The organism is Enorma timonensis, assembly GCF_000321165.1.
Lineage (GTDB): Bacteria > Actinomycetota > Coriobacteriia > Coriobacteriales > Coriobacteriaceae > Enorma.
In genome coordinates, this window is record NZ_CAPF01000079.1 from 1 (window position 1) to 16,614 (window position 16,614).

The 16,614-nt window shown below is 67.2% G+C and carries 14 protein-coding genes; all 14 read right to left on the reverse strand.

Translation table 11 applies throughout. From position 1 onward, the window contains the following. Positions 1 to 334: 334 nt before the first annotated feature. A complete protein-coding gene (locus BN423_RS08880) occupies positions 335 to 1,576 on the reverse strand; it encodes an Nramp family divalent metal transporter (protein WP_019239901.1) in 1,242 nt (413 codons plus the stop codon). Positions 1,577 to 1,593: 17 nt separating this feature from the next. Beyond that, positions 1,594 to 3,471: a magnesium transporter gene (locus BN423_RS08885; RefSeq protein WP_019239902.1), complete on the reverse strand. Its 1,878-nt coding sequence runs from the start codon at positions 3,469 to 3,471 to the stop codon at positions 1,594 to 1,596. A gap of 207 nt (positions 3,472 to 3,678) precedes the next feature. After that, entirely contained in the window at positions 3,679 to 5,121 is a 1,443-nt protein-coding gene (locus BN423_RS08890; RefSeq protein ID WP_019239903.1) for a polysaccharide deacetylase family protein, read from the reverse strand. Positions 5,122 to 5,186: 65 nt separating this feature from the next. Next, on the reverse strand, positions 5,187 to 5,969 hold the full coding sequence (locus BN423_RS08895) for a PRC-barrel domain-containing protein (protein WP_019239904.1): 783 nt from the start codon (positions 5,967 to 5,969) through the stop codon (positions 5,187 to 5,189). Then, on the reverse strand, positions 5,969 to 6,385 hold the full coding sequence (locus BN423_RS08900) for a YtxH domain-containing protein (protein ID WP_019239905.1): 417 nt from the start codon (positions 6,383 to 6,385) through the stop codon (positions 5,969 to 5,971). The genes BN423_RS08895 and BN423_RS08900 overlap by 1 nt, the downstream gene beginning before the upstream one ends. Before the next feature lie 214 nt (positions 6,386 to 6,599). After that, positions 6,600 to 7,220, reverse strand: coding sequence for a hypothetical protein (locus BN423_RS08905; RefSeq protein ID WP_019239906.1), 621 nt, complete (start codon positions 7,218 to 7,220; stop codon positions 6,600 to 6,602). Between the two features lie 411 nt (positions 7,221 to 7,631). Next, the gene (locus BN423_RS08910; protein WP_019239907.1) at positions 7,632 to 9,047 is read right to left on the reverse strand and encodes a hemolysin family protein; all 1,416 of its coding nucleotides are present in this window, start codon (positions 9,045 to 9,047) and stop codon (positions 7,632 to 7,634) included. 123 nt (positions 9,048 to 9,170) lie between these two features. Next, positions 9,171 to 9,986 (reverse strand): PAQR family membrane homeostasis protein TrhA, encoded by an 816-nt coding sequence (gene trhA, locus BN423_RS08915; protein ID WP_232385551.1) that lies wholly within the window; start codon positions 9,984 to 9,986, stop codon positions 9,171 to 9,173. A 363-nt stretch (positions 9,987 to 10,349) separates the two neighbouring features. Next, positions 10,350 to 11,387, reverse strand: coding sequence for a hypothetical protein (locus tag BN423_RS08920; protein WP_019239909.1), 1,038 nt, complete (start codon positions 11,385 to 11,387; stop codon positions 10,350 to 10,352). A gap of 339 nt (positions 11,388 to 11,726) precedes the next feature. Beyond that, positions 11,727 to 12,224, reverse strand: coding sequence for a hypothetical protein (locus BN423_RS08925; RefSeq protein ID WP_019239910.1), 498 nt, complete (start codon positions 12,222 to 12,224; stop codon positions 11,727 to 11,729). A 27-nt stretch (positions 12,225 to 12,251) separates the two neighbouring features. After that, entirely contained in the window at positions 12,252 to 12,599 is a 348-nt protein-coding gene (locus BN423_RS08930) for a hypothetical protein (protein WP_019239911.1), read from the reverse strand. Further along, positions 12,584 to 14,272, reverse strand: a complete 1,689-nt coding sequence (locus BN423_RS08935) for a hypothetical protein (protein ID WP_019239912.1) — start codon at positions 14,270 to 14,272, stop codon at positions 12,584 to 12,586. Before BN423_RS08935 ends, BN423_RS08930 begins: the two co-directional genes overlap by 16 nt. Positions 14,273 to 14,552: 280 nt before the next feature. Continuing rightward, entirely contained in the window at positions 14,553 to 15,761 is a 1,209-nt protein-coding gene (locus tag BN423_RS08940; protein WP_019239913.1) for a DUF362 domain-containing protein, read from the reverse strand. Positions 15,762 to 15,916: 155 nt separating this feature from the next. Further along, entirely contained in the window at positions 15,917 to 16,450 is a 534-nt protein-coding gene (gene bilS, locus BN423_RS08945) for a flavodoxin family protein BilS (RefSeq protein WP_019239914.1), read from the reverse strand. Between the last annotated feature and the right edge of the window lie 164 nt (positions 16,451 to 16,614).

Below are 16,614 nucleotides of genomic sequence, written 5' to 3' on the forward strand. Positions count from 1 at the left end.
AGGAGCGGCAGCACCGGCACCCGCGGCAGCCGCGCCAGAAGTACCCGCGCCCGCGGCGACCCGCGTCGCGCGCTCGGCGTCCCTCCCGCGGCGATCGTCCCGCGCCCCCTTGTGCTGTCGCCTCATGTTGGCCACATCGGACATACAAACAACCCCGTCCATCTAATCCAGGCGCCTAGTATAGCGTGCCGCCCGGACAAGGCCCCCGCCTGCGCCCCCATAAACGAGCGCTTCAGGCAAAAGCCACGACCGCGAACGCCGCCCGCAACCTCGAATCGCAGGGACGGCACGAGCCCAACACGACATCAGGCCCCGATCGAAGGCCCGTACTCAATCAATACCCCAGCGCCTGCAAGACAAACATCACGACGGTGAGCACCGTGATGAGCGCGATCGTCGCCCACGTGAGCACGTTCCAGACGCGCCCGTTGCGATAGCACCCCAGGATTCGGCGGTCGCTGGCGATGAGCACGAGGAACACGAGGAGCACGGGCAGCAGCACGCCGTTGATCACCTGCGCGCTCATCATGATGTCGAACAGGTCGATGCCCGGCATGATCACGAGCAGCGCGGAGAACAGGATGATCCCCGTGATGATGCCGCGGTACGCGGGAGCCTCCTCCCACGTGCGGTCCGCGCCGCGCTCCCAGCCGAAGGCTTCGCAGATGGCGCTCGACGTCACGCCCGGCAGCACGCAGGCCGCCAGGAAGCTCGCCGCCACGAGCCCCGCGCCGAAGAGTATCGTCGACCACGAGCCCGCGATGGGCTCGAGCGCGAGCGCGGCGTCGGCGGCGTCCGTGACCTCGATGCCCGCGGGATAGAGCACGGTCGCCGTCGTCACGATGATGAACCACGCGATGGCGCACGCCAGCACGGACCCGGAGACGGTGTCGACGCGCTGCAGCGCGATGCCGCTCTCGTCCACGTTCTTATCGACCACGTTGTTCTGCGCGAGGAAGATCATCCACGGCGCGATGGTGGTGCCGATGGTCGCGACGAGCAGCGACACGTAGTCCGGGTCGGCCACCATGCGCGGCATGACCGTCGCCGCCATGACCGCGCCCCAGTCGGGCCCCACGAGGAAGGCCGCCGCCACGTACGTGAGGAAGACGCAGCTCACGAGCAGCAGGATCTTCTCGATGCGCTGGAAGCTCCCGCTCATGGTGATGAGCCAGATGATGAGCGCCATGAGCGGCACCGAGATGGAGGCCGGCACGCCGAAGAGGGCGAGCCCGCTCGCGAGCCCCGCGAACTCCGAGATCGTGACCGCGGTGTTCGCCACGAGGAGCGCGCCCATGGCGAGCGCCGAGCGCCGCACGCCGAAGCGCTCGCGGATGAGCGAGGCGAAGCCCTTGCCCGTCACGCAGCCCAGGCGCGCCGCCGTCTCCTGCACCACGATGAGCAGCAGCGCCATGATGGGCAGGATCCAGAGCGTCCCGTAGCCGAAGCTCGCGCCCGCGCTCGAATACGTCGCGATGCCGCCCGCGTCGTTGCCCGCGAGCGCTGCGAGGAGCCCCGGCCCCATGGCGCCGAGCACCGCCGTGAGCGTGAGCGCGCGCGTCTTCTCCCGTGCCACCGCAAGCCCCCGTTCCGCTACACGAAGAGCAGGTAGATGGCCAGCACGGAGGCGACCGAGAACACCAAGCAGGCGATGAGCACGCCGGCGAGCCCGAGCGCCGTGCCCGAGGTGTTACGGTCGCGCGCGTCGCGCCAGAAGAGCAGCTTGAGATAGGCCACGGAGGTCGCGCAGCTCGCGAACACCACGATCGCCGCGCAGGTGAAGCTCGCCGAGAGCGCGTGGGCGCGCAGCACCGCGCCAGCGAGCGCCCCGTCCACGGCCGCGAGCGCCTCCTCGGGGTAGACGGCGCCCAGGACGAGCTGGCCGCAGAGGTAGACTACCGCGCCCAGCACGATTCCCACGCCCGCGCTCTGCAGGAAATACCCCAGGTAGGGGCCGCGGTCGTCGTCCGACTCCTCGTAATCGAGGTAGAAGTTCCGCGCGAAGGAGACGGCGCGGCTCGCGGCGATGAGCACCACGGGCATGGCGCACAGCGGGAAGAGCGCGAGCTCCGGGGCCGCCCCGAGGCCCGCGAGCACGCCCGCGATCACGCCCGAGGCGACCGCCCACACGAGCACCCAGTAGAAACGGCGCGCGAACCACGACAGGATGTGCAGCGACTCGCCCGAGCCGCCCTCGCCCGTCGCCATGCCGGCGATCTGCAGGTCCTCCTCGTGCTCCTCGGCGATGACGTCGAGCGCGTCATCGACCGTCACGATGCCGAGCACGTGGCGCGCGTCATCGCACACCGGCACGGCCACGAGGTTGTACTTCGTCATCTCGTCCGCCACGTCCTCCTGGTCGAGGTCGGGCGTCACCCACACCACGTCGCGGTAGGCGATGTCCGAGAGCCGGGCGTCCAGGTCGGCGACGATGAGGGTGCGCAGGCTCAGCACGCCCGTGAGCGCGCCGGTGGTGTCGAGCGTGTACACGTAGTAGATGCTCTCGAAGTCCTCGTCGAGCGCGCGGATGGCCTCGATGGCGTCGGCGGCGGTGTCCGTCGCCGGCAGCGCCACGAACTCGCTCGTCATGATGCGGCCGGCGGTGTGCTCCTCGTATCCCAGGAGGTTGCGGATGGCGCGCTCCTCCTTCACGCCCATGAGGCGCAGGAGCTTCTCGGCTTTCTCGTAGTCGAGCTCCTCGATGAGGTCGGCCGCGTCGTCCGGATCCATGAGCGCGAGCATGCTCGACGCGTCGCGGTCGCTCATGCCCTCGATGACCTCGGCCACGAGCTCGTCGTCATCGAACTCGCTGATGGCCTCGGCGGCCTGCGCGGTGTCGAGCTGGGCGAACACCTGGCTGCGCAGACGCGGGTCGAGCTGCTCGATGATGTCGGCGATGTCGGCCGGGTGCAGCTCGTCGAGGGTCTTGTGCGAGACGGAGAGCTTGATGGTCTGGGTGCTGCGCTCCAGGAGGTCCATGTACGACCAGGCGATGATGTGCTCCTCGAGCGGCTTGCCCACCGCGCGGGCGATGCGCGCGACGGCGCGCTCGAGCGCGGGATGAATCGCGCGCAGAAGCCCGCGGCCGCCCACCTCGGCGCCGAGCAGGCGCAGCTGGTTCTCGCCGGAGCTCGAGAGCTTGAGGTCGTTCACGCGCACGACCTTGAGGCCCTGCGTGTCCACGATCTGCTTGTTCAGGATGTCGCGCGCGAGCAGGAGCTCATCGGGCTGCAGGTAGGAGAAGCGCACGTCCGTGTCGCGCGTCTTCAGGTGCACGCCGGTCTCGTCCACGTGGTCGACGTACTTGCGCCAGCTGATCATGAACGGCGTCTTGCCCGGGCCTTGGAAGGCGAGCGAGGTCACGTGCGGGAAGACCTCGCCCGTGGCGATGCCCAGATCGTTCACGACGCCGAGCTTCTCGCCGTTCACGTCCAGGACGGGCAGCTTGAGCAGCTCTGAGAGATAGTTCATGGTGCTCCTTTGCATCCCCGGCGCCGATGGGCGGCACCGATGAGCGTATGCGTGCGCGGCGGCACCGGCAGGCGGCGCGCCGGGTCGTCACCCCTTGCGCGCGCACGAGCACCCGCAGGGGTCAGCGACTGTGAGGTCGAGGTTTAGATTTCACCTGATGCCTTTCTCGTGACCCTTAATCCGGGACAACTATAGCAGAAATGCCCGCTACTCCTCGCCTTCCGCGTCATCGTCCGCCGGCAGGTTGGGGAGCACCGCGTCCTTGGGCATCGACACGCTCGCAAGGTCGACGTCGGCGAAGTCCTCGTCGGTCGCGATGAGGTCGCTCAGCGTCACGAACGTGTAGCCTTCTGCCTTCAGCTGGTCGATGATGTCGGGCAGCGCCTCCACGAGCTGCGCGCCCGTGGTGTCGTTGTCGGTGAGCAGCACGATGTTGCCGTTGCCCGCGGAGCCCACCACGTTCTCCACCACGGCGTCCGCGCCCGGCAGAAGCCAGTCGCCGGAATCGACGTTCCACGACACCACGCCGCTCAGAAGGTCCATGCACTGCGCCCAGTTCTCCGTGCTGAACGAGGCGTACGGCGCGCGCAGCAGGCTCACGCGCTCGCCCGTGGCGTCCTCGATGGCGTCGAAGCCGCGCGTGATCTGCGAGCGCACCTCGTCGCTCGTGAGGTCGGAGTAATTGGTGTCGCTGTAGCCGTTCGAGCCGATCTCGTGGCCGGCCTCGGCGATGGCTTTCGCGGACGCGGGATCCGCCTCGACCGCGTCGCCCTGCAGGAAGAACGTGGCGCTCACGCCCTTCTCCTCCAGGATGTCGAGGATCTGCTGGGTGTACTCGCTCGGGCCCTCGTCGAAGGTGAGCGCGATGTAGCGCGTATCCTCGTCGTCCGGCGAGGCCGAACGGTAGGTGACCTCGCAGTTCTGCACCTCCTGCACCACGCCGCGGTCGGCGGTGATGCCGGAGAGCTTGCCCGTCCACACCTCGGAGCGGCCGGGCACGCCCCACTGGCTCACGTAGCCGATGGCGCCGCTGCCCTTCACGGTGATGGTCGGGGCGATCTCGGTCGCCTGCACGTCGTGCTCCTCGTAGACGTCGCCGCCGTCGTGGATCTCGAGCTTCTCGCCGCCCTCGAGCTTCACGGAGTCGTAGTCGTCCGCGTCGACGTCCTTCCCGTCGAGCGTCACGGTGTAGCGCTCGCCGCCGCCGCGCGTGATGATGCTGTCGTCGACCGCGAGGAGGTTGCCGGGGTTGCAGGACTCCTCGAAGCCCTCATCTTCGATGACCTGCGCGATCGTCGCGCCGATATGCACGCTCGCCTCGCTGCCGTTGAGCTCGATGGTCACGCTGCGGTTGAGGTAGCCGATAAGGCTCGCAAGGAAGACGAGCCCCGCGCAGCCCACGATCACGAGGACGTAGGGCCACCGGGCATTGCGCCGCTTGCTGCCCCGGCCGCCGCTGCCGCCACCGCGGCGCACGCGCATGGCGCGCCGACGGGCGTCGCTGCCGAACCCCTGTGAATGGTGCACGTACGACGAGCCGGGACGATGCCGCGCGCGGGCGCGCCCGCGGGGCAGCTGGTATCCCGTCGTCTTGTTGCCGCGCCTCCGCTGAGGACGCTTCGGCGGGTAGGAGGTGGTGTGGTTGAGCAATGGTGCTCCTCCCCGTTGCACGGCGCGCCCGGGAAGGGACGCGCCGCATGGTATGCATCGCGCGGTTACGCGCGCGGCTTCCGCGTCGAGGACGACGAGGAAGCCTTCTTGAACTCATCTTTGAACGCGGAGAACATGCCCCGCGTCTTGCCGATCTGCTTACCCAGCGCGCGGGCACCCTTGTCCATGGACGAGCTGCCGCGCTTGATGGCCTCGGCGGCCTTGTCGTCGATCGAGGTGGCGGCGGTGCGCGCCTTCGCGCCGATCTTCGCGGTCGCCTCGCCGGCCTTGGCCGCCGCGCCGCCCGAGAAGCCGATCTCGGCCGCGGCGTCGTCCACGATCATCGCGCCGTCCGCATAGCCCTTGAGGTAGCTCGCCGGCATGTCGACGGTGCCCACGAGCGCCGTGGCCGCCATGCCGCTCGTGAGCGAGAACTGCGAGACTGCGCCGGTCTTGGGGTCGAACTCCGCGTCCGCGCAGTACCCGAGCTTCTTGCCCGAGACGGTCACGGCGTCCATGCCCGTCCAGATGATGCAGGCGTCCAGGTCGATGCCGAGGCGGCGCGCCGCGGCGGCGTCGAAGGAGTCCTTCGCGTCCGGCACGGCGAGCACGCCCTCGTAGACGCGGACCACGTCGCGCGCCACGAAGCGGTCGGCCTGCTTGATCATGCCCGCCACGTCCGGCGGCGAGACCATGAAGCCCACCACACGCGCGCCATCCGGCGTGAACACCGGGAAGTGGATCTTGCCGATCTTCTTTGGATCGCGCGGCGTGCCGTCCTTACGGGTGCGCTTCGCCTCCGGCGGCATGCGGTAGATCTTGAGCCCTTGGAAATCCTGGGTGCGCATTACGCCTCAGCGGGGGCCTCGGCGGGCGCGGCTGCGGGGGCATCGGCCGGAGCGTCGGCGGAAGCCTCGGGAGCGGGCACGACCTCGACGTCCGCGGCGGGCGTCACGGTGCCGCCGGCGATGGCATCGTTGAGCGTCTCGCGCAGCTGGTCCATGCGCTCGCGGGCGAGGTCGACCTTGGCGCGGAGCTCGTCGGTCTTGGCGTCCATCATGGGGCCGAAGTCGTTCATGGCGGCACGCGCCTGCTCGACGCCCTGGTCGTACATATCACGCGCGTTGTCCCACGCGTCATTGGCCATGTCGGCCGCCATGGCACGCGTCTCCGCGCCCGAGCGCGGTGCGACGAGGATGCCGATGATCGTACCGGCCGCGGCACCGATCGTGGCGCCGACGAGGAAGCTGAAACCCTTACCCATGAGCGTTCCCTTCTTTTGACTCCGCCGAAGCGGTGTGCAGATGCGGTTCATTATACCCGTAATGGCACCGCTCTATGGCACGGCCGAACGAGTGCAGGGCCCGTTCGCCTCCGGACGGGCTTGCATCCAGCTTGTTCCGTTGCGCGAACGCGGCCGTCGGGCGGACGAGGCGGCCGTCAGGCAGTTGCCGCAGGCGTCAAGCAGCCACCCCTCGCTATTCCTCGCGCGCGGCGGCGCCACCGAACACGGGCGCGGAGCTCTCCGCGTCGTCGGGCGCGGCGGCTACCTCCACCGCGTCATCCTCGGTGTCGATGCGCTCATCGCCGGACTCCTCGGCCGCTTCCGCACCCTCGGCCTCGCCGCGCAGCGCGAGCACCATCTGCCGCAGCGCCTCGACAGTGCCGGGAAAATCGGGCGCGGTCGCCTCCGGATGCAGGAACGCCCACTCCATCATGAACGACGCCGAGGACAGCGCGCCGATGGCGAGCACATCGTCCGGGCACGAGAGCTCGATCTCGAAGAGGCGGTCGTCGCCCGCGACGCCGCGCGTGCGCCCGCACGAGATCTCGCCCGCGAGCCCCGTCTCGTTCATGATCTCGACGGACAGGTGCTCGAGCAGGTGCGCGAGCTCGGTATCGCCCATGCAATCCTGGAACTCACGGCCGGCGTCGCCCAGGCACACGTGCTTGGCGATAGCGGGGGCGAGGTAGTACACGCGCGCCGTCGCCTCGATATCCTCCGAGGTCATGAGCGGCATGCCGGGGTTCACGAGCACGCGGGCGCGCAGCTTCCGCGCATCGACCGTGATCTTCATGATGTTGAACAGGCTGGACATGTCTCTCCCTCTCCCGCCGCCGCGCAGGCCGCGATGGCTTCGGTCGCACTCCTGCCATCGTAGCGCATCGGGCGGCGCTTGAAGGCGGCAAGCGGCCTATTCGGCCGAATCCGCATGCACGCGCGACGGCCGGCGGTGTGAGAACCCGTTCGGGAACGGCGCGCGGCGCACGATGAGGCCGGCAATGGCGCCGCGGGACGGCGCCGCGGGCAGTGCACGGCGCCCCGTGGCCATTTTTTCCAGATTTGTGACATCGATCCTGCGAAAACCAGGGTGCGCATTCCCCATAGCTGGGATAACGTCGCGCTCTACCAGCACGGCTGGCGAACCGCACCGGCATTTTGCAGGTAAGACGTCACAAAACTGGAATTTTTGGCCACCCAGCGCCGGGAACGCAGCGCCGTGCCGGTGCTACCCCGCGATCTTGTCGTCCGCCGCGCGCTCCTCGCCCTTCGCGCCGCGCGCCTGCCGGTCCGCCGCCGCGGCATCAGAGGCGTCCTGCCCCGCGGCGGTATCGTCGGACGCATCGCTCGCGGCCGGCTCCTCCGGCGCGATGACGCGAATGAGCGAGATGCGCTGGCCGCGCATGGACTGCACGCGGAAGCGATAGCCCTCGACCTCGAAGGTCTCGCCGATGCTCGGCACGCCGTCGCACACCTCGAGGATCCACCCCGCGATGGTCTCGTACTCGTCGCTCTCCTCGATGGGCCAGCCCAGCTCGACGGCATCGTCGCAGCTGAAGCGCCCGTCCACGAGCCACTCGCGGCGGCTGAGCCGCGTGAGGTACTTGTTGTCCGGGTCGAACTCGTCCTCGATCTCGCCGACGATCTCCTCGACGATGTCCTCGATGGTGATGACGCCCGCCGTGCCGCCGTACTCGTCCACCACGACGACCATCTGCTCATGCGCGGTCTGCATCTCCGAGAGCAGCGGCAGGATGTCCTTCGTGTCCGGCACGAACGTCGCGTCGCGCAGGCACGCGGAGACCAGCTCCGTCCCGCGGCTCGAGAGCGCGAGCTCGATGAGATCCTTGATGTGCGCGATGCCCACCACGTTATCGGTGTCCTCGTGGTAGACGGGGATGCGCGAGTAGCCCGTGCGGCGCATGTCGTCGAGCACGTGCTGGATGGTGTCGGTGTCCTCGGCCATGGTCACGTCCACGCGCGGCACCATGACCTCGCGCGCCACGGCGTCGCCGAGGTCGAAGATCTCGTGAATCATGCGCTTTTCCTCGTCGAGCAGGGTGTCCTGCTCCGAGACCATGTACTTGATCTCCTCCTCCGAGACGTTCTGGCGGTCGTCGGCGCTCTTGATGCCCAGGATGGCCGAGATGCCGTTCGCGCTCGCCTGCGTGAGCCACACGAGCGGCTTGGCGACCTTGCGAAAGCCGGAGATGGGGCCGGCGACGGACTTCGCCATGCCCTCGGCGTCGGAGAGGCCGATGCGCTTGGGCACGAGCTCGCCGACGACGATGGAGAGGTACGACACGATGAGCGTGATGACGATGGGCGACGCCACGGGAGCCACAGCGGAGAGCGGCGCAATGCCGAACGACTCGACCCATGCCGTGAGCGGCTCGGAAAGCGTGTTGGACGAGACGGTCGCGGAGAAGAAGCCCACGAGCGTGATGGCCACCTGGATGGTGGCGAGGAAGTTCGTGGAGTCGTTCGCGAGGTCGAGCGCGAGCGCGGCGCGGCGGTCGCCCTCCTCCGCGTCGTGCTCGAGCGTGGCGCGCTTCGCGGTGGTGAGCGCCATCTCGCTCATGGAGAAGTAGCCGTTCAGGATGGTGAGTAGAAGGGTTGCGACGATCGAGATGAATATGCCCATAGGGACGAGTTCGAACCTCCAAGGTTGGGAGCGTGCGGGAAGGCGGCGGCGCGGGCGCGCGGGCGGATGGCCCTCTGCCGGGCGCGGGGCGCGGCGGAGCCGCCGGGACGTGCGTTACGAGCGCTAGATCACGAAGAGGATCACCGCCATGTAGATGAAGATGCTGCCGGCGAGCACCCACAGGTGCCAGACGCTGTGCATGTAGGGGATCTTCTTCAGCAGGTAGAAGCCCGTGCCGATGGTGTAGCACAGGCCGCCCACCGTGAGGAGCGCGAGCGCGAGCGGGTCGAGCGCCGCCACGAGCTGGGGCAGGCGGAACACCACGAGCCAGCCCATGACGAGGTAGATGATGATGGTGACCCAGCGGGGCTGGCGCTGGCGGCCGATAATCTCGAACGAGATGCCGGCGAAGGCGAGCGCCCACACCACCACGAACAGCGCGATGCCGCCCGCGTCGGCGAGCGTGATGAGGCAAAACGGCGTGTAGAAGCCGGCGATGAGCAGGTAGATGCTACTGTGGTCGATGATGCGGAACACGCGCTTCGCCGCCGGGACCTGGATGGCGTGGTAGAGCGTCGAGGCGAGGTACTCGAGGATGAGCGTCACGCCGCAGACGATGGCCGAGGTGAGGTGCGCGGGGTCGCCGCCGCCGAGCGCCGCCTTCACGATGAGCAGGACGAGGCCGGCGATGGCGAGCAGGCAGCCGATGCCGTGCGTCACGGAGTTGGCGATCTCCTCGCCCAAGGTGTAGCAGCGCGGGAGCTCCTTACCGGAGCCGTCGGGAGCGTCGGCGTCGCTCGCCGCGCGCGGGTACCGGGGGCACGAGCGCCGGCGCTTGCGGCAGGTGGCGCAGGGATCCTCGGATGATGCAACGAGAGCGGGCGCATCGGGTGCGCCCGTCGTACTTCGTGGTGTGGAGCTGTCGCTTGAAGCGGACATACGCGAAACGCTTTCCTCCCAAGATAGACTGTTCAGCATTCTAGCAAAAAACGCGCCGCATAGCTTGCGACGGCACAAACCGTTCCGGTTCCACATGGGGGGCGGGGAGCTGGTGGCGCGTGAGTGCACCGGCGGTCGATGCCGAGGCGCCCCTTCGGCTCCGGTGTGCACCCAGACCCCCCAAAGCGTCGCATAACTTGAGGGTCAACCTCGTATACGCGGTCCATCCTCGAGGTATGCGACGCTTTCGCACGAACGAGCCGCCCGCCGGGGTCGCCCGCCTGGATCCGCGCGCCCGAAGCCGTCCGCCCAAATCCCCGCGCGCCCGGAACCCCGCGCAGCCCGACGCATCCTGCAGGCGCGCTACGACTCGGGCCTGGCGTCCAGCCAGCCCCGGATAACGAAACGTCGCAGCTCGTCCTGGCGCTTTTGGAATTGAGCCGCGCGGTCGACCTTGATGCCCAGCGATTGCGCGACGGCGTTCATCGCGCGATGCATGTTCAGCTGATGCGCGAACTGGACGCTCGTGAGCACCTTCATGTCATACCCCATGAGCGAGAGCACGTTGAGGCGTTCGGCGTCATGGCCGCGCCGAGACGTCTCGCCGTGCGCCTCTCCGTCGTATTCCACGCCGACGCTCCGCGTCGGGGAGAAGAGGTCGATCTCGTAATAGGTCGACGACGTGCACCGGGAAAACGCTCGCGGGACATCGATGCGATGGTTCAGCGAAACATGCCGATACGCGAGGCCTCCCAGCGAACGGGGAGCGGTCACCATCATCGCCAGGGCCGTCTCCATCGGCGAGCGAGCGCCGTCGAACACCGAGGCGAGCGCGGTGCGCGCAGCCGTTACGCCGCGCGTCCCACGGAACCTCGCCACACCCTGCGATAGCTCGAGCTTCGAGGTAAACGGGTCGTGCTCGACATAAGATTGCCCGAACGGCAGGTAGTACCGGCCGCACAGCTCATAGCCGAATTCTATGAGCGCACGCCGATCCATCCACGTCGCGGCTTGGGTGAAGCAGAGCGCGTCCTCCACGGAAAGCAGCCCACGCGCCACCGGAACCACGTTCTCCCCGCCAACGATTCCGCCGTGAACATGGCAGACGAGGTGCCGCGACCGCACGCGGTCGTTGTGAAACGGCACGAGCACGTCGACGTCGGCGGCATCCTGCGCGGGGACGCCCCAGGATACGAGCGCGTCCGCGATGCGCTGGACGACGGCGTGCGCTGGCGCGCCGTATTCGCGCAGCCCGATATCCGGCAGGTCGTCATCCTCGAGAAACGGCTCCTCCCCGCACTGCCGACCGCGCTCGCGCGCGCGATCCCGCATGTCCGCGAAGTGCTTCGTGCGCCGGAGCAGCCATGCGGTCTTATGGGAAAGCACAACCGGGATATCCATACCGCTCCCACCCGGGCGCCCGAGGCCGAGCACCCAATCCTGGCACAGGGCACCGCGCTGGCCCCGCGCCCCACCTCTATGAGATACGGTAGCGGAACCATGGCCGCGAACACGCGGAAAACGGTGCCTGGACGAAGAAAATGTAGGGGGACGACGGAGAGCGATGCCGCCGGGGGTAGGGGTGCGGGACGCATCCGGCGACGCGGCGCACGATATGCTCCGGGCGGTTCCAAAAGCGTCGCATACGTCAGGAGTGGAACGCGTATATGCGCTCCACCCCCAAGTTATGCGACGCTTTGGAAAGTCGATTCGCTTCAGCCAAGCAGTCCTGGCCGCAGCTTAGAGGCGCTCGCCAGCGCTGCGACGCTTGAGCTCGATGCCCGCAACGACGGCGAGCACGCCGCCCGCGGCGATGACCGCCAGGCCGTCCGCAGGGTCGCCCGTCTGGGTGAGGGTGTCCTCGTCTGCAGCAGCCTCCTGGGTGTCCTTGGCCTGGTCGTCGGAAGCGTTCCCCTTGTCCTGGGCGTCGTCCGTCACGGGCACCTTGGTGTCGTCGCCGGGCTGCTCCGTGCCGGTGCCGGTTCCGGGCTTCTCGGTATCCTCGCCGGGGTTCTCGGTATCCTCGCCAGGATTCTCGCCCGGCGCATCGGCCTGCTCTGCGAATACCAGGTTCGCGCGATCGGAGCCGGAGCAATACCAGGTCGTCCCATCGAGCCCGTTCGTGCGGAACGTCATGGTGAGGTCGGAGGCGTCCGAGTCGAGCGCGTAGTCGCCATCATGCAGCTTCCAGCTCGGAACCTGATAGTCGTCGGTCGTCGCGGTGTCCTTGAGCGTCACGTCAACCGCCCAGCAGCCGTCCGCCGTCTAATAAGGCTCGCCCACGCTCGCGATGTTGTCCGCCTTGACCAGATGCGTCCCGTTGTCGAGGTCGCTCGTGCCATCGGCATGCTTGAGGTCGTACGTCACCGTTCCCCACGTGTTGAGCTCGTTGTTGATGTCGAACGCCGGAGCCGTAACCTCTTTGAACACGAGCTTCGCCTGGTTCGTTCCGTTGCACTTCCACGAATACCCAAGCACTCCCTTCGTCCAGACGAAGGTCGCCACGAGCTTGGAGGAATCCACGTCGAGCTTGTACGGCTTGCCCTGCGTTGCCACCTCGTTATCGAGACCGTAATCCGCAGGGTCGGCGTCTGACTTCAGCGTGACGTCCACTGCCCACGCGCCGTCCGAGTTCTTATACACCTCCCCGATGCTCTCGATGTTCTCGGTGGAACCAATCGATGTGCGCGCCTCGTAGGCACCGCCCTCCGCACGCTGCATTGAATAGTTGACCGAGTTGGACACAGCTGCGAGGTCATCGGCGTTCGCCGTGGGCACGGATTCCCGATAGACAAAGGTGAACTCCGCCTTGTCGCCTGCGTACACAGTCCACGTGGTATCCGTGGGGTTATCAGTCTCGCGGTGAACTGCATCTTGGTCTCGGCACTGGTGTCGATCACCATGTCCTCAGCAGCCTGTCCGCGCAGATAGCCCTCAGGTACGCCGTAGTCTGCCGCCGTGCCGTTTTTGAGCGTCACGACAATATCCCAGCCGCCATCCTCATTCTGAACGGGATCGGAAATGCTCTCGACCATGTTTGCAGGAATCTCGTTACCACGCATGCCGTACGATTTGGGCTTGAGCCCGTTACCCGTGATGTCGTAGCTCAAAACCTTGCTCGTCACCTGAGAAAGGTCGAACTCAGGCGCCTTCGCCACCTTCTCCGTGAACACGAGGTTTGCGGTAGAGCCGTAAGCGCGCTCCCAAGAGCCATCCTGATACACGAGGGTCGTCGTGAGCGTTGATGCATCGGCATCGAGCTCGTAGTCGCCCGCGAAAAACGCCGGCACCTCGATACCGTAGTCCGCGGGCGTGTCAAACTGCCGCAACGTCACATCGACCGCCCATGCGGAAAGCGCGTCATTCCAGTACACGCTCGAGATGCTCGCCATGCGCGCATCGGAACCGATTGCGACCGCAGCGTCGTAGGTACCATCTTCAGCGTTTTTGAGCGTGTAGTTGATCGTAGCAGGTGCCTCGATGACATCTGTGATGCCCGGCTGGGCAGGCTGAGCCGGCAACTGCTCCGCGGCAGTGAACACGAGCGATGCACGGCCATTCGCTGCTACGCCCCAGCTGTCATCGGAAGCGCTCGAGGTCTCGAACGTGACACTCAGATCGGACACATCCTCATCGATGTGGAGCGACGCAGGGTCGACACCGCCAAGATCCCAGCTCTTCAAGCCATAATCATCGGCAGTTCCATCTGCCTTGAGCGTTGTGACGATTTTCCAGCCACCCGTTTCATTGTTCTTCATCGGTGTGCCCACGTAGGCGAAGTTGTCCGCACTCACAACCGTGGTGCTTTTCGAAGAACCGTCGTCCACACGGTAACTCACACTGCCGTAGATGCGCGCGAGATCGGCTGCGGTATAAGCCGGGGCCTCGGTCTCGTATGGGTCGCCGGCGGCCTGGGTGGCCGGGGTCGCAGCGGCGGTATCGGCGACATCGGCGACCGTGGCGGCCTCCGCGTCCGCACCCTCGGCCTCATCCGTCGCCTCGGCAGCAGGCTCCTCCGCCGCGATGGCATTCTCCGTCTCGGCGGCCTCATCCACGACGGCTTCGCCCGCATCCGAAGCCGTGGCCTCATCGGCCGCCGGCTCGGTCGCGTTGTCGGCCGGCACTTGCTCACCGTCCGCGGCCTCGTCCGCAGCCTCCTCCGGTGCCGCCGCCTGCTCGATCGCGACAGGTTGCACGTCGTCGATGCCCTCGGCGATCGCGGGCACCGGCACCGACGCGGTGACGAGCAGCACGGAGAGCGCGCTTGCCAGCACTTTCCTTCTCATAGACGTTCCTCCTCATGTGGTCGCGCGAATCCCCGCGGCGCGGGTCGCACCGCAGGCATCACTCGCCTACCACTGTAGGAACGGCATATGTTGCGCAGGTCATGCGCCGGTCAATGTTCGGGAACGCCTTGGTAACGCGCGCGTAAGCGGTGCACCGAAGCGCGCCCCGCGCCCGTCAAACGCATCCAGCGCGCCGAGCGCACCAAAAAGGCCGCCGCGGCACCTCCTTGGCACCGCGGCGGCCTCGCCTGCGCAGCCTGCGCGCGTTCGGATGATTCGGCTACTTCACCTCGATGAGCTCGTAGCGGCTCGTGCCCAGGCCGATCTTCTCGCCATGCTCGATCATGGAGCGCCAGTTGGTGTCCGGATGCGTCATGTTGAAGTGGTCGTGCTCGCAGCGCTCGGGCACGCCGCCCGCGGCCTCGAGCTTCGCGCGGCTCTCGGTGAGCTCGGTGTTCGGCAGCGCCGGCGCGGCGAGCGCCATGTCGATGCACGCCTGGTCGATGGCCACCGGGTCGAAGCTCGCGAACATGCCCAAGTCGGGCACGATGGGCGTGTCGTTCTCGGCATGGCAGTCGCAGTTGGGGCTGATGTCCATGGCGAGCGAGATGTGGAAGCTCGGGCGATCCTGCACGACGGCCTGCGTGTACTCGGCGATCTTGTAGTTGAGCACGTCGACCGCGGCGTCGAAGCCCGGCTTCACCGCGTCTTGGTTACACGCGCCGATGCAGCGGCCGCAGCCCACGCAGCGGTCGTGGTCGATGTGCGCCACGGGCACGGTGACGGTCTTGCCGCTCTTGAGCTCGCGCTCGCGGGTCTCCTCGAAGCTCACGGCGCCATGCGCGCAGATGCGCTCGCACGCGTGGCACCCGATGCACAGCTCGGTGTGCACCGTCGGCTTGCCGGCCGCGTGCTGCTCCATCTTGCCCGCGCGGCTGCCGCCGCCCATGCCGAGGTTCTTCATACAGCCGCCGAAACCCGCCTGCTCATGGCCCTTGAAGTGCGTGAGCGAGATGACGATGTCGGCGTCCATGAGGGCGTGGCCGATCTTGGCCTCCTTCACGTACTCGCCGTTCTTCACCGGGACGAGCGCCTCGTCCGTGCCCTTGAGGCCGTCGGCGATGATCACGTGGCAGCCGGTGGCATAGGGCGTGAAGCCGTTCTGGTACGCGCAGTCGATGTGCTCGAGCGCGTTCTTGCGGCTGCCCACGTAGAGCGTGTTGCAATCGGTGAGGAACGGTTTGCCGCCGAGCTCCTTCACCACGTCGGCCACGGCGCGCGCGTAGTTGGGGCGCAGGAAGCTCAGGTTGCCCAGCTCGCCGAAGTGGATCTTGATGGCCACGAACTTGTTCTCGAAGTCAATCTGGTCGATACCCGCGCGGCGGATGAGGCGCTTGAGCTTGTCGAGCTGGCTCTCGCGGCCGTGCGTGCGCAGATCGGTGAAGTACACCTTGGCGGGTTCCATGGGCTCCTCCTCGTGCTTGTCCATGCGTCCATGCGTGTTGAGACGGTGCCCCTCATTGTAGCGCAACGGATTGCCGCTAAGAAACGTCGCGTCACCAAGGGCTTGCGCCCGAGACGGCGATGCCCCCGCGTGATAAAAAGGTGTCAGTCACCTTTTTATCAGTCAGCTTTTATCGTGGATTAGAGGCCGAGCGCCTGCTTTGCCGCCGTCGCGATGCGCGCGAGGTCATCGGCATCCGGGTGCGAGCGCGCCGCGTCGAAGTTCTCGATCATCGCCTGGATGCGCGCGTCGCCGGGCTGCTTGGCCAGCATGGCCTCGTAGCGGGCGCGCACGGCGTCGCCCATCTTGCCCTGGCACATCGCGCCGCCCAGGTACTCGGCACCCTCGGGCAGGTGCTCGCGCACGCGGCCGAGGATCTGCTCGAAGTACTCCGGGGCCCCGCCGAAGCCCGCCGTCCCGAACAGGAACACGCGCTTGCCGGCAAGCCCTGCGAGCACGTCCGCGACCTCCGGCGTGCAGGAGCCCTTGTCGCACCAGAACCCCACGAGCACGGCGTCCGCAGGAGCTGCGAGGGCGAGCGCGTCCTCCATGCCGCCGGAGCGAATCTCGCCCCACACGACCTCAACCCCCGCCTGCGCGAGCGCCCGCTCGAGCGCATCCGCTACCGACCGCGTGTTTCCGCTTGCGCTGTTATAGAGAATCGCGTACGACATGCTTCCTCCGTGCCCTCGGCGTTCGACGTTCGCTCCCTACCGTACCCCAAACCGGCGCGAAGGCCGCCGCAAGGCTCATTTTTCGCAATCTGCAGCCGCTCACCACACCAAACGGCGCGAAACGAACGTTTTATAGGCACCCCTGAAAGTAGCGAGGGGTCATA